This window comes from Shewanella sp. FDAARGOS_354, from assembly GCF_002209245.2.
Lineage (GTDB): Bacteria > Pseudomonadota > Gammaproteobacteria > Enterobacterales > Shewanellaceae > Shewanella > Shewanella xiamenensis.
Map to the genome: position 1 here is coordinate 1382733 of NZ_CP022089.2, position 14017 is coordinate 1396749.

Genomic DNA, 14017 nt, shown 5'->3' on the forward strand with positions numbered 1-14017 from the left:
AGCGTCTCTATATTCCACAAGCAAAAAAACCTCCGCAAGCGGAGGTTTGAGTTATCCAGGGAGAAGGATAACTTAAAACTTCTGGTTAATTCTCAAATAGTAAGTACGGCCCAACACATCATACAGTCCAACGTTTACATCACGGTAATCAGCATAGGTATAAAAGTTTGGTGCATCGGCATCAAACACATTATTCACCCCAACCGTGATTGAACCATTGTAAGCATGGTTATAGGCAAACTGGATGTTGTGTTTAAAGTAGTTTGAATAATCGACGTAAACATCGGTTTCTTCTAACTGATTGTAGTAATCAGCCGATTGACGACCAATATACACTACGGTCCAGGCCGCAGAAAAATCGTCATATTTCCAGCTGGTTGCAAAATTACCACGCCAATCAGGCGAATCAGTAAGCCCGGCATAATCAATCATTTCTGATTCGGCATTATCTTGCTTTTTAAAATCCAAAACATGGGTTAAATCGAGTCTGAAGTTGAAATCACCGATCCCCGTTTCTAGGTTATAAGCTGTGACAAAATCAATACCTGACGTTTCAACCGTCGCTAAGTTGCGCACACCCGCTTCAATATATTCAATCTTGCCATCGGAACCACGGTGAACATAAGGTGATGAACCATTTTTAATTTCATCACGCAGTATGTCGTTCACACTTATCGACTCAATTTTATTCTCGTAGGCAATCGAAAAGTAGGATAATTCGATATTCCAATTATCAGTAGCATTCCACACGCCACCTAACGTCAATGAGTTACCCTCCTCAGCCTCAAGGTCGGGATTACCACCATACCAAGTTTTGTGTTGATTACTGGTCGCACAATAAACCGCATCCACATTACCTGGCTCATTACACCAAAGCGAATCGACGGCTTTTTCAAAACTTAAAGATTGTGAAGAGAACATTTCACCCATATTGGGTGCTCGGAAGGAGTCACCGTAACTGGCACGCAGTAACAAACTATCCACGGGGCGCCAACTAATACCAAATTTAGGCACTACGGCATCAAAGGTTGATGAATTAACTACTTGCCCTTGGGCACCAGTGAGCGATCCTTCCTGTTCATAGCGCTCGTACCGAACGGCGGCCGATAACTCAACATTCGCGGGTAAGCCAACTTGGAATTCTAAATAAGCTGCACTTCGATCACGGGTTGCATCCACATCATCGCCACCCGAGCCACCTGAGATAATGCCCGAAGCAGACTCTGGATCACTGGTTTGCTTAAACTTAATCATTTCATATTCAAGCCCACCGACCATAGCAACAGAGACATCGCCATTATCAACAAGCAGCGTTGAAGCCAGTCCATCAATTTGAGTGCTTTCAAACTTACCTTGATACACGCCCGTATGAGCCGCCTTACGATACAGCTCAGTCATCTGCTGGTTCCACTGCTCATAACTCATGCCCGTGGTATTAAAAATATCGTACTGTTCAGAATCTATTCCTTGCTGAACTATCTCATCATTAATTAAATTGTAATTAAATGAATTCGTGGTTGAGCGGGAATGCTGTGCATTTAATTCCCAATCAATGCCATTGCCTAAATCCAGCGTACCAATAAAACCACCGAGAATATCGACATTATTGGTCTCAGTTAAGGTATCACGCTCGCCAATTTGGGCAGAGCGCATATAAAGTGTCATATCTTCCCCAACGGGATTGAATTTATTATCAGCACTCATTACTGGATAATTTGTTGACACAGGTGTTCCTGCGTAACGCGTTTCAGTTTCAGCTAACGAGGCAGATGCACGACCGCGAAATTGAATACCGTCGGTAATTTCATAGGTAAAATTGGATAAAAAGGAATTACGGGTCTGATCACCAAATAATTTAGTCACTCTACCTGAATCATATAAACAGCGGCCCTTATTATTTCCATCGGTTGTATCGACGGTATTTTCAGTTTGGTCACAAATATCTGAATTGCTATACCAACTGCCATTACCTGTGCCATATTTACCATTTGGCACAGAACTAAAACCACTGTAGGTTGCGTAACTCGGATCGTCCATATTCCAAATATCACGATCCATGACGGCTTTGGTATCATAATATTCATAGGTTAAGGTAATATTGCCTTTATCCGTATTATAACCTGTCGCAATGGATAAACGGTTAGCATCACCGCCTTCGACACTAGGCTGCTCTGTACTGTAATCTAATTGCAGACCATCAAATTCTTTTTTGGTAATAATGTTGATCACACCCGCAACGGCATCTGAACCATAAACGGCAGAGGCGCCATCACGTAGGATCTCAATACGCTCCACTATCGCCATTGGAATTGAGGATGTGTCAGCAACAGAGCCGGAGCTTGAGCTCGTACCAGGCATACGGCGGCCATCGAGCAACACCAAGGTTGCAGACGAGCCTAGCCCGCGAAGATTAACGCTGCTTGTTGAGCTTGCGCCTGAACCATAACCAGAAACGCCCCGCCATGAACCAAAACTATTGATTGCCGAGTTATTCAAAACATCAGCAACGGTTTTTTCGCCCGTCATGGCAATATCAGCTGCATTAATCACAGTGACAGGAGAAACGGTTTCCATATCCACCTGTTTAATACGTGATCCAGTGACTTCAATACGTTCAACTTTGGTATTTTCTTCTGCCGCAATCGTTATTCCAGATAATAAAACACTAGCAGAACCCATAGTGATTAGACTAGCGCGCACAGCTCTAGCTGCTAACGTTAGATGATGCATATATCTCTCCTTGAGGCTTAAATGAATAAACCCGTCTTGTTGTTATTTTAGTTAATTTTCAAGTTCCCTTGACGTATCAATACTGTTAAGCAAAACGAATATCGACAACAACAAATAACAACAAAAAAACAAATTGATACATACACAGCAAATAAATTTTGAGTTTAAAACGTACAAAATTCAACCCAAACATAGCGTTAAAGGTCTTTAAGCAAATTTAAGCGATTATTGATAAACTGATACAAATAGAATCAATTGAACACCTAGCGTTACGAGATATCAATCTACTCAATTTAATATACATAGTTAGCAAAATGTATCGCTTTATTTTATGGTGATTTTAGGCTGTATCTAACGGATGGAAAAATAAACGAGCAAAATAAAAATGCCACTCAAATTGAGTGGCATTTTATTAACCGCTGTAGATTACTTAGCAGTAATCTTACAACCTTCTACACTTTCAGAGTTTTCATACACAATGTCACCTACTGGATTATAATCAGCTGCAACAATGGATTGTTTCTCTTTCAGGAAGGAATAAAGTAAATCGGCGTCTACATAACCTGTCTGGATTGGGCTCGCCAGTTTAGGATAACCGTCACCACCTGTAGCGTTAAAGCTAGGTACAGTGAATTTGTAGTTTGCTGTAGCGCTGAACTCTTTACCATTGATTTCATGAACTGTCGCTTTTTTAGCCACGCAGTCAATGGTCATCTTCACGCCAGTAATTTGCGCATAACCACCAGAACCAATTTGTAAACTACCCACAGCCCCTAAATAATCAGCAGCAGCCGCACCAGTCATTTCGTTTAAGGTTACCATGTTGCCGAAAGGTTGAACGGTGAGTACATCACGGTAAGTAATGTTACCCGCTTTAATAGAAGCGCGCACACCACCAGAGTTCATCACGCCAAAATCAGCAGACACTTTAGCACTTTGTGCCATGGCTAACATACGGCCTAAGTTGGTTTGTTTGTTACGTACGTTTGCACGTTCACCATCAAGCAGCGCATCGGTAGTCGCAATCACTTCGTCTAACTTAGCTTGACCTTTCTCTTGATAGTAAGAAAGCAGCTCTTTTAACTCTGTATCAGGCTCAATCTTTTCCCCAACGAGTACTTTTTTCTTGTTACCCGCTTCATCAGTGACTTCTTTAACTAAGTTCACTGGCACTAATTTATAGCTGGCTAAGTGAAGTTCACCGTTAAAGTATTCAAAGTCCGCACGACCGACATACTTACCCCATTCGTGGGCTTGCATGATCCAAGTGCCATTTTGTTGATCTGGCGCGCAGGCATCACCCGGTTGGAATGCTGCATAGGCCTTATTACCTGGCTCCATACAGACGGGGTTTTGTGAATGACCACCAATCACCACTTGAAGTTCGCCTTCCTTAAGTGAACGGGCTAACGCCACATCACCAGGGGCATTGCTACCATTTTGGCCATCGGCGTAGTGCCCCATATGCGTCACAGCAAAAATGATGTCTGCCGACTTAGCATCTTTGATTTCTTTGATGACTTTGGCAATTTCAGTCTTTGGATCTCTGAACTCTAATTCACTAATATATTCAGGGTTACCGATCTTAGCAGTATCTTCAGTGGTTAGACCGATAACAGCTATTTTGACACCATTAACATCAAATATTTTATAGGCATCGAAATAGCGAGTACCATCAGTCTTATAAATGTTAGCCGCTAACATAGGGAATTCAGCAAGACTACGTTGCATGTCCACAATGGATAATGGATTATCAAACTCATGGTTACCGACCGCCATTGCGTCGTAACCAATTTTGTTCATACCAGTAAAGTCAGGAATCGCATCTTGTAAATCGGATTCAGGCACACCAGTGTTAATATCACCACCAGAAAGCAACAATGTTTGACCACCTTTCTTGCTGACTTCAGCACGAATTTGATCAACCAAAGTTTTCTGAGCAGCTAAACCATATTCACCATCTTTGTTTTCCCAAAAACGGCCATGGTTATCGTTTGTATGTAATACCGTAAATGTTTTACAGGCAGCACCCGCTTCGGCGCAAGTTGTTGGAACTTTGTCATCATCACTATTACAACCTGCTAACGCAGCAAGCACGGCAGTGGCAATTAATCCTTTAATAAGCTTATTTGTCATTACATCAACCCCTTGATTTTAATTATTTTATCATAGATAGATTGTGCGAGTACCATCAACTCTCGCGTCACGCATAATATCAAAGAATAAAGATGAATTGTGTCATTTTTATTAATAAACGTGACTTTAATGTGGGATTTTTGGCGAGTTTTAATACAGTTTTGTTTCAAATAAAAAATAAGCTAATCGACTTATTTTCACTTTTCGAATTTAATGACAATTAAAAATATAATTGTAAATTTAAACGCTTTAATTTAAGTAGCTTACAGAAGTTTCGCAGACAGCCGCATTGTTCTTTATAAAAAACATCAAGCGGCAAAAAATTGTTTACCGCATGATGATTTTATAAGCATTTAGATTTAACTACATTTCAAAACGCTGTTGTAACCAAGCACTAATCGCTTTTAATTGCACTGGAATAACTGAATGTGGCATCGGATAGGTTTGCCATTGCACCGGATATCCACCGGCAATTAACGCCTCTTTTGCCAACAATCCGGCCGATAACGGAACGACATCATCCTGCTCGCCATGCTGCTGCAAAATCGGCGTGTCAGCATTGGCCACACTTAGTTGGCTTGGCAATACATCACCCGTTGGCAAATAGCAGGATAACGCCATAATACCGGCAAGTTTTTGAGGATAGCGTAATCCGGTAAACAGACTCATCACCCCGCCTTGGCTAAATCCCGCCAGCACAATGCGCTCACTTGGAATACCTGCGGCGATCTGCTCATCAATCAGCGCCTGAACGCTTAATTCTGATGCCATCACGCCCTGCATATCCGCTCTATCATGCAAGTCCATACTTTTAATGTCACACCAAGCACGCATAATATAACCACCATTGATGGTGACCGCCTGCTCAGGTGCATGGGGAAAAATAAAGCGAATACTGTGATCCGCTGGCAACCCTAGCGCAGGTACAACGGGGGCAAAACCAGCACCAGAATCGCCTAACCCATGAAGCCAGACCACAACTGCGGTCGCCTCAACTTGGGGTTCAATCACAATACGTTCGAGCGTCATACTGATAAATCCTTTCTAAATCAAATTGAAAACTAAGGTTAAACGTCAAGCACATTTGGCGATAATCAAGTGTGCTTACAAATAATCAATCCCGAGGAGTGCTTGTAACGCATCGAGCTGTTCCGCGTTATCTAATTTCATGCTCCAACGCACGCCGCCACCATTGGCGATGATCATTGGAGGGTCAAGCCTAAGGCTAATATCTTCGGCACTCGCTTGAAGCACAACATTGGCCACGCTTAATCTGATCTGTACTTCAAACTCTGTTGCTATCAGCTTACCCTGCGAAAAATCCAGTACCATAGTTGTCCTGTTGTAGCTATAAGACATTGTGAACACGCGTCATGATAACAAAGTTATATCGCTGGGGATGTACTTTTACATACCCGATAACCTCTATGTGCCAAGTCGCTTTGCATCCCCCTGCAAGAGTTAAATAGCACACTCTGGCGTGCGTTTTCGTAAAAGAGTAACCTTTCCTCAACATCAACCTCATTCCAAATTAAGTTTGATTACATTTTAGTGTCAGCTAAATAGCCCCAAACCTACAGAGTTCGAGTAAACTCACGCCCCAACGAATACAGTCGCCGCGGCGATCGCGTTTTACACCATACAAGAATCACAACACTGGGTGGTTATATGTTTTTATCCCGTCGTACCCTCATTAGCAGTGCCCTGTTGCTACTGCTGCCATTAGTACAATATGCCAATGCAACCAATAGCTTACCTAATAGTAATATTGCTAGCGTCGCCTCCAGCCAATTTCATACTGCCACCGATGAACTGACCTTTGCCAATTACCAACAAGTAAGTATTCGCCACATTGAACTCGCATTAAATGTGGATTTTGAGCTGCAACAACTTTCGGGCAACGCCATTCTCGAGCTAGATTGGCATAAAGCAGGCAAGATGCTGGTGTTAGATACCCGTGACCTGACGATTAACAGTGTCAGCATGTTAAATGCAAACGGCCAATGGCAATCCGTGCCCTTTAGTTTAGGTGCGACCGATAAGGTCAAAGGCGCAGCGCTCACCATCAATCTGCCTCAAGAGCGAGTCGCTAAGATCAAAGTTAATTACCATACATCCAAGAATCCATCAGGCATTCAATGGCTGACTCCAGAGCAAACCCAAGGTAAGCAATGGCCATTTATGTTTAGCCAGAGCCAAGCCATCCATGCCAGGAGCTGGATCCCGCTGCAAGATACGCCCGCAGTGCGCCAAACCTACAGCGCCACAGTCACAGCCAAGCAAGGCATTAGTGTCGTGATGAGTGCCGACCGAGAGAGTATGTCTGCAACGCAAACCCAATTCACTATGCCGCAGGCGATTCCTGCCTACTTGATTGCCATTGCTGCGGGACACCTGCAATTTGCCGCCTTAGACGACACCTCAGGCATTTGGGCTGAGCCAGAAATGCTTGCCAAGGCCAGCAAAGAATTTGCCGATACGCCGGAGATGATCGCCATCGCCGCCAAACGTTACGGCGATTACCGCTGGGGTCGATACGATCTGTTGATCCTCCCGCCCAGCTTCCCCTTCGGCGGGATGGAAAATCCGCGATTATCCTTTATTACTCCCACAGTCATCGCGGGAGATAAAAGCTTAGTGAGTTTAATTGCCCACGAGCTGGCCCATTCTTGGTCGGGCAATTTAGTCACTAACGCCACCTGGCGCGATCTCTGGCTCAACGAAGGTTTTACCACCTATGTGGAAAACCGGATTATGGAAGATCTCTATGGCCGCGACCGTGCATTGATGGAGCAAACCATTAGTTACTCAGAGCTGCTGGCAGAATTAGCCGAGTTACCCGCAGGCGACACCGTACTGCATATTGACTTAGGTGAGCGCGATCCCGACGATGCCTTTAGCGGCGTGCCCTATGTCAAAGGACAATTATTCCTGCGTTTCCTTGAGCAAAAGTTCGGCCGTGAACGCTTCGATAACTTTGTCAAAAGTTACTTTGATCATTTTGCGTTTCAAAGCATTACCACGGAGCAGTTCCGCAATTACCTCACGCAGCAGTTATTGCAAAAATATCCCAATATCGTCAGCGAGTCCGAAGTGGATACTTGGGTTGAGGGACAAGGTTTACCTAGCTTTTTAGTGCCCCCCAACTCACACGCCTTCGATGATATCGATGCCCAGCGCCAAGCATGGTTAGAAGGCAAGCGTGCCGCCAGCGCCCTAAACACTCAGGGCTGGACTGTGCATCAATGGCTACGCTTTATTAATGAAATGCCAAGACTAAATCTCACTGAGCAACAATTAGCCGAGTTAGATAAGGCCTTTCATTTAACTGGCACCCACAATAATGAAATCGCCTTTGCTTGGTATGCCCTCGCCCTCGATAACGGATACTACAGCGTGTTACCCGCATTAAAACAGCACTTAACTGAGATCGGCAGGCGCAGGCTGATTGTGCCCTTGTACCAAAAACTGGCGAGCAGCGAGCACTATGACTGGGCTAAAGCCGTCTACCTTGCGGCGCGCAGCGGCTACCATCCACAGACTCAAGCCAGTTTAGATATGATGTTTAGCGATACCCCGATTGAACACGAGCATTAACCGCAAGTGAAGATTGATCTGGAGTGTGAAAACTAAGAATTAAGTCAATTCATCGCAGTAAGCGTGGTAAAGAGCGGTTTGAGGTGAATTTACCGTCACGAAATGAGGTTAAAGCAGAATTCAAATAATAACCCAACAAAAAAGCCCAAACTTAGGTTTGGGCTTTGCTTTATCATCGGCAGGTGATTGTATCGCAGCACTTAAAATGCGCTAGCAGCGCTATCAAACATCACATTCTGGCCGATTAGTGGTGATGACCACCGACACCGTGGGCATGACCGTGGGCGATTTCTTCATCGGTCGCATCACGGGCGCCAACCACTTCGATATCGAAGGTTAAGTCACGGCCCGCTAATGGATGGTTAACATCCACGGTCGCCATAAATTTACCGACTTTTACGATTGTCACTTGGCGTTGACCGTGGTCAGTATGAACTACCGCCGTCATACCTGGCTTCCACACGCTAGCGCCTAACAGGTGCTTTACCGATACACGTTGCTGCGCCGCTTCACCTTCAATACGTTGACCATAGGTTTCAGCGCATGGCAGCGTCACTGTGAACTTTTCACCGACCGCTTTACCATTAATCGCATTCTCAACACCAGGCATCATGTTGTCATGACCGTGTAAATAAGCGATAGGCTCGCGACCTTCGTTCGTCTCGATCACTTCGCCTTTTTCGTCGCGCAGGGTGTAATTAAACTGCACAACCATATCGTCTTTAATGTTCATCGAATATCCTTTGACTTGCTTCGATTTCAAATGTCGGCCGAGCTTAACAAAACTGGCCTTTGCACTCCACTGTTTTATCCCTACAAAACCACTGCGCCAATGGAGCGCAGTGGTTGCTTCAAGCATTGTCTGCGGGCGATGACCTATAACGAGGCGTCTATCAGAGTGAAATACCTAGGGCAGTAAAGACTTCAGGACTTGGGAAACCATCGGCAATCATATTATTACTGCGTTGGAATGCTTGGATCCCCGCAGTCGAATTGCGGCCTAACACACCATCAGGTTTACCAACATCAAAGCCGGATTCATTCAGTTTGGTTTGTAACTGTTTGATTTGCTCACGACTCAAACGTGGCTGCTCGGGCGGCGCGACTTTTAATGGTTCGCCGCCATTAATTCTATCAGCCAAATGGCCCACGGTAATGGCGTAAAACTCCGAGCGATTCCAACGCATAATCACATTGAAGTTTTCATAGCCTAAAAACGCAGGTCCAGTGTGACCTGAAGGCAAATATAGCGCGGCCTTCATATCAATAGCGGGCAAAGACAATCCATTCGTTTGCCGCACAGATTGCGCAGCCCATTGTGACAGAGGCTGCGCCTCTTTAGCCCCAAGATGTTGGTAGCTAAAATTGTTTGGCAATAATACTTCGCGACCCCAACGCTCGTTACGCTGCCAGCCTAAGTGTTGTAGAAAGTTAGCCGCTGATGTGAGGGCATCCTCTGTGCTATTCCACAGATCCGCTTTACCGTCTCCATCGCCATCGATGGCATATTTAGCATAAGCCGAGGGCATAAATTGAGTATGCCCCATGGCGCCTGCCCAAGAGCCCACCATAGTGCTCTTATCAAAGCCATATTTTTCTTTAAGCTTAAGCGCTTGCATCAGCTCAGTCGTAAAATAATCACTTCGACGAGGCTCACAGGCTAAGGTTGCAAGGGAATCTAAGACGGACATTTTGCCTTTATAAGAACCATAGTTGGTCTCTAGTCCCCAAAAAGACAGAATGTATTGTGGCTGTACGCCGTATTGCTGCGCGAGTTTATCAAGCAATACTCGGTGTTTTTTCAGTAGACGTCGACCTTCATTAACTCGCCAATCCGTTGCCCGTTTGGTGAAATAATTCGTGAAGGTTTGACTAAATTCAGGCTGAGCTTGATCAAGCTCAATCACCTTAGGTACAAACTGTAGGCTTGCCACTGTATTGTTAATCGTCTCTTCAGATAGACCTTCACGTTGCGCGCGCGCCTGAAGGTTTGCAACACACGTAGGAAAGGCGGCCGCATGGCTGGCGATAATCTCGTTCAATTGCACGGCTTGGGCCTGTTCGATAGCAATTTGACTATTATTGTCAGACGTAGCATTAGCGGTAGGCGCGCTAGAACAAGCACTTAAGCTAACACAGGCCGTGATGCTCGCTGCAAGATAGTACATGCCTTTTGCTTTCATCAAATCAATTACTCCTCAATTCAGTGCTAAGGTATGCCTTAGCTGAGCAAGACACGAGTTGGGATCGACTCATGCCAAGAGAGATACGATTTTTAGCCACAAAGCAGTTGCTGGCTTAATTCAAGGATAAACGAGAATGAACAACGGCTAAAAATCCACAAAGGTATTTTCTCCCCCACTGGAAATCCTCCAGATGCGCGTAATTCCGGTTAACCCGATTTACGCCTCTAGAGCGCACATCCTGACCGATAGCGCCCGTCAACACAATGCTCATCACAATAAATACACGGATAAATTCGCTTATTGCTCAGTTAAACAACAGCGAAAAAATCTTAACAAAGAATCCCTTGGTCTATCTAGCCGTTGCCGTATAATGGGTGAGTTAATAGCAACTTCAAAGAGACCTATCATGACTGAAATCAACGCGGCTTTAGCTGGCTTTATCGAAAACGTAAAAGAGCATCAAACACTGTGGGGTTTGATGGATGAAACAGGCGAAGGCTGGGTGGTTTGTGACTCAGGCGAGTTCGAAGACACTGATGTAATGCCTTTGTGGTCAAGCGAAGCGCAGGCAAAATCCCACTGTACCGAAGAATGGAAAGACTACCAAGCCGTTGCGATTAGCCTTGAAGAATTTCTTGAATACTGGGTATTCGATTTAAATGATGATGGCGTGCTCATTGGCGTTGATTGGCAAAGCGATGAAGAATGTTTAGAACTCGATCCTATCGTACTTGCCAAAAATTTAGTTGATGTTGAAGAAGCTTAATTTTCTCAGCGTCATGCTTAACACATCAAGGCCAGAGGAACTCTGGCCTTGATGTTGCCTATTACTTGTATCGATATTCCCTTCGATAAGCGACACCTTTGCTGGTTTTGTGGTGAACCTTGTAAAGATTTTTTTGAATATCATGCAACGCCGCATGCGCCCCATCCTTCCCTTGCCGTGCCTTGCTGCAGCGAATGCTTAAAACTGGCGAAACAACATCCCTTAACCTCAATTTGGGACTGCCGAATGGCGGTTAAAGATGCCTTAATGGCCCTTTACGCTAAACATTTAGCCATTGGCATTAATTGGACAGAAGTGGAACTCGCCGAGTCTGAGTTTTCCTGCAAAGTGTTTGAAGGCTTTAAAAAAAGTGCTTGGATGATGTATCAAATTGCCCGCGACAGGATCAACTTTCCCGGATGGCCCATTCTGCTTGAAGGGGTTGACCTCGAATGTCAACAAGACAGTATTCAGTTTGAGTTCGATGGCGTAAGCTATTCATCATTGCCTGCCGCCATTCACTACTACAGCAAACAATTTTGCTTAGATTCAGCCTTTTTTGCAGAATTACTTAGGCTCGTTGGTAAACATCGATTTAGCTACGCACTCAGGCTTGCACGTATCCACATTGCCGCGGCGAAAGAAATGAAGCGCCAAGTGTTAGCCGATGTCAAAGCAGAATTAAGCGAGTAGCCACCAAACTAAAACCTTATGTTTGTAAAGGCAGCCGACTCGTTTAGATGAAGTTATTTACCGAGAACTTGTTTTAATCTGTCCTGTACGACTTCAACCAGTAAATCAGGTTGGAATTTAGAAATAAAACGATCACAGCCCACCTTCTCCACCATCGCATTGTTAAAGCTACCACTCAGCGAAGTATTTAGCGTGATAAATAAGTCCGCCATAGCCTTATCATTACGGACTTCATAGGTCAGTTTGTAACCATCCATTTCAGGCATTTCGGCATCGGTGATCATCATGAGCAGTTCTTTGGCGACATTCTTACCTTCATCGCGCCATTTTTGCAGTAAATGTAACGCCTGCAACCCATCGGAGGCTTCGATAATTTCAATACCCAATTGGCCAAGCGTTTCACGCACTTGTCGCCTTGCGGTCGATGAATCGTCTACAATCAATATTTTTCGGCCGGGCATTTTGTCTAACAAGCTCTCATCTAACACACCTTCAGATAGGCTAATATCGTAATGGACAATTTCAGCCAGCACCTTCTCCACATCGATAATTGAAACCAATTGCGACTGGCCTTGATACTCGATTCGGGTGATTGCGGTAAGATAATTATTCCGACCCGCTGTTTTCGGCGGCGGCATAATATCACTCCACGTCATATTGATAATATGCTCGACTTTACCGACTAAAAATCCCTGCACACTGCGGTTATATTCAGTGATGATCATATTGGCATTATCATCTGGCGGCACAGGTTTGAAACCAATGGCCGAACGCAAGTCAATCACCGGAATAGACATTCCCCGAATATTAGCTACACCAGAAATATGCGGATGGCTCCCAGGCATAGCGTTAAGGTGTGGTAGTTTAACGACTTCTTTAACTTTAAAGACGTTAATCGCAAATAGCTGCATCGAATTAATGCGAAACAGCAGCAGTTCAAGCCGATTTTCACCGACGAGATTGGTGCGTTGATCTACCGTTGCCAAGACATTTGCCATAATGCGACTTCTCTACTCTGGGGAGGAAGAACTTCCCTCAGCTGCTAAGGATTAAGCTAAATTATAGCGGCAAACTCGCAATGAGAACCATGTGATATGTCGATTTTATCTAAAAATTACAATCACTCTGATGCGAAAACGGCTCATTTCTCGGGCAAGCAGTTTACAGAACAAACAATCAACCCATGCTCAATTCAATATTCAGCGATATAAAGACCTTAAGGTTTAAGAAAAAACCTTTTGAGCCAGCACCATACCGCTCAAATTAAACAGATTCCTGTCACATACAATCTTAAACCCCGCTTGGCGAAGCATATGCAATAATTGCTGATGGTCAAATCGATTCTGCTGCGGATGCTCAAACAACCGGCGACTCAGTGGATTACAAATCGCGGCACGGTAAAGATCTTCTATCACAAAATACCCGTTCGGCTTTAATACCCTGGCAACCTCAACAATCGCGGATTGCCAGTCAGGAATATGGTGGAACACCGCAAAATTAAACACGATGTCAAACTGTGCATCCTTAAAAGGTAATGCGGTTGCATCGGCAACACTAAAGTCGAGCTGTTCGAGCCCATGGGCTGAAGACTGCCAGCGGGCCTTAGCAGCACTCACCATCTCAGGGTCCAGATCCACCGCGGTAACATGCTCGGCACCAAAATGCTCACGGATCAAATGAATACCATTGCCAAAACCACAACCAATTTCGAGCGCCTGTTGAATATACACAAGCGGTTTAGGCATCATTGAGGTCAATAATGGTGCTTCAATATGGTTTTGCAACCAAAAACGCAGCGGATGCTGAACCAGCTTTTTCTCGAATGGATTTAACTTCATCATATCCCCTTAAATGAGTAGGCTGTTGCTTGAAACACTGATCAAATTCTGATGATGGTACGTAATGATAG

The 14017-nt window shown here is 44.6% G+C and carries 11 protein-coding genes; 3 read left to right on the forward strand and 8 right to left on the reverse strand.

Annotation, left to right across the window (positions count from 1 at the left end):
- Positions 1-72 precede the first annotated feature (72 nt).
- The 4 genes from CEQ32_RS06270 to CEQ32_RS06285 form a co-directional block, all read right to left on the reverse strand.
- Complete coding sequence (locus CEQ32_RS06270) at positions 73-2730, reverse strand: TonB-dependent receptor (protein WP_088585715.1); 2658 nt, start codon at positions 2728-2730, stop codon at positions 73-75.
- Between the two features lie 426 nt (positions 2731-3156).
- Positions 3157-4866, reverse strand: a complete 1710-nt coding sequence (gene ushA, locus CEQ32_RS06275; protein ID WP_088585716.1) for a bifunctional UDP-sugar hydrolase/5'-nucleotidase UshA — start codon at positions 4864-4866, stop codon at positions 3157-3159.
- Between the two features lie 363 nt (positions 4867-5229).
- A complete protein-coding gene (locus CEQ32_RS06280; protein ID WP_088585717.1) occupies positions 5230-5895 on the reverse strand; it encodes an alpha/beta hydrolase in 666 nt (221 codons plus the stop codon).
- Positions 5896-5970: 75 nt separating this feature from the next.
- Entirely contained in the window at positions 5971-6198 is a 228-nt protein-coding gene (locus tag CEQ32_RS06285; protein ID WP_037425292.1) for a DUF3389 domain-containing protein, read from the reverse strand.
- 336 nt (positions 6199-6534) lie between these two features.
- On the opposite strand from CEQ32_RS06285, the gene CEQ32_RS06290 reads away from it, so the two are divergent.
- Positions 6535-8463, forward strand: a complete 1929-nt coding sequence (locus CEQ32_RS06290; RefSeq protein WP_088585718.1) for a M1 family metallopeptidase — start codon at positions 6535-6537, stop codon at positions 8461-8463.
- A 244-nt stretch (positions 8464-8707) separates the two neighbouring features.
- Here the strand turns inward: CEQ32_RS06290 and CEQ32_RS06295 are convergent, their stop codons facing one another.
- Both CEQ32_RS06295 and CEQ32_RS06300 read right to left on the reverse strand, forming a co-directional pair.
- Positions 8708-9196 carry an FKBP-type peptidyl-prolyl cis-trans isomerase gene (locus CEQ32_RS06295; RefSeq protein ID WP_037417724.1) on the reverse strand — a complete coding sequence of 163 codons (489 nt, stop codon included), beginning with the start codon at positions 9194-9196 and terminating at the stop codon, positions 8708-8710.
- Between the two features lie 160 nt (positions 9197-9356).
- Positions 9357-10649, reverse strand: coding sequence for a lytic murein transglycosylase (locus tag CEQ32_RS06300; protein ID WP_037425298.1), 1293 nt, complete (start codon positions 10647-10649; stop codon positions 9357-9359).
- 406 nt (positions 10650-11055) lie between these two features.
- Here CEQ32_RS06300 and CEQ32_RS06305 point away from each other — a divergent pair, with 406 nt between their 5' ends.
- Positions 11056-11415, forward strand: a complete 360-nt coding sequence (locus CEQ32_RS06305; RefSeq protein ID WP_037425300.1) for a DUF2750 domain-containing protein — start codon at positions 11056-11058, stop codon at positions 11413-11415.
- A 51-nt stretch (positions 11416-11466) separates the two neighbouring features.
- Positions 11467-12108 carry a hypothetical protein gene (locus CEQ32_RS06310; protein ID WP_037425305.1) on the forward strand — a complete coding sequence of 214 codons (642 nt, stop codon included), beginning with the start codon at positions 11467-11469 and terminating at the stop codon, positions 12106-12108.
- A gap of 53 nt (positions 12109-12161) precedes the next feature.
- Here the strand turns inward: CEQ32_RS06310 and CEQ32_RS06315 are convergent, their stop codons facing one another.
- Positions 12162-13106, reverse strand: a complete 945-nt coding sequence (locus CEQ32_RS06315; protein WP_037417686.1) for a chemotaxis protein CheV — start codon at positions 13104-13106, stop codon at positions 12162-12164.
- A 225-nt stretch (positions 13107-13331) separates the two neighbouring features.
- Positions 13332-13946 carry a class I SAM-dependent methyltransferase gene (locus CEQ32_RS06320; RefSeq protein ID WP_037425307.1) on the reverse strand — a complete coding sequence of 205 codons (615 nt, stop codon included), beginning with the start codon at positions 13944-13946 and terminating at the stop codon, positions 13332-13334.
- Positions 13947-14017: the final 71 nt, after the last annotated feature.

Bases quoted from the DNA above. Each gene is read 5' to 3' on its own strand.
- CEQ32_RS06270 (WP_088585715.1), bottom strand. From the start codon at position 2,730: ATGCATCATCTAACGTTAGCAGCTAGAGCTGTGCGCGCTAGTCTAATC.
- ushA (WP_088585716.1), bottom strand. From the start codon at position 4,866: ATGACAAATAAGCTTATTAAAGGATTAATTGCCACTGCCGTGCTTGCT.
- CEQ32_RS06280 (WP_088585717.1), bottom strand. From the start codon at position 5,895: ATGACGCTCGAACGTATTGTGATTGAACCCCAAGTTGAGGCGACCGCA.
- CEQ32_RS06285 (WP_037425292.1), bottom strand. From the start codon at position 6,198: ATGGTACTGGATTTTTCGCAGGGTAAGCTGATAGCAACAGAGTTTGAA.
- CEQ32_RS06290 (WP_088585718.1), top strand. From the start codon at position 6,535: ATGTTTTTATCCCGTCGTACCCTCATTAGCAGTGCCCTGTTGCTACTG.
- CEQ32_RS06295 (WP_037417724.1), bottom strand. From the start codon at position 9,196: ATGAACATTAAAGACGATATGGTTGTGCAGTTTAATTACACCCTGCGC.
- CEQ32_RS06305 (WP_037425300.1), top strand. From the start codon at position 11,056: ATGACTGAAATCAACGCGGCTTTAGCTGGCTTTATCGAAAACGTAAAA.
- CEQ32_RS06310 (WP_037425305.1), top strand. From the start codon at position 11,467: ATGTTGCCTATTACTTGTATCGATATTCCCTTCGATAAGCGACACCTT.
- CEQ32_RS06315 (WP_037417686.1), bottom strand. From the start codon at position 13,106: ATGGCAAATGTCTTGGCAACGGTAGATCAACGCACCAATCTCGTCGGT.
- CEQ32_RS06320 (WP_037425307.1), bottom strand. From the start codon at position 13,946: ATGAAGTTAAATCCATTCGAGAAAAAGCTGGTTCAGCATCCGCTGCGT.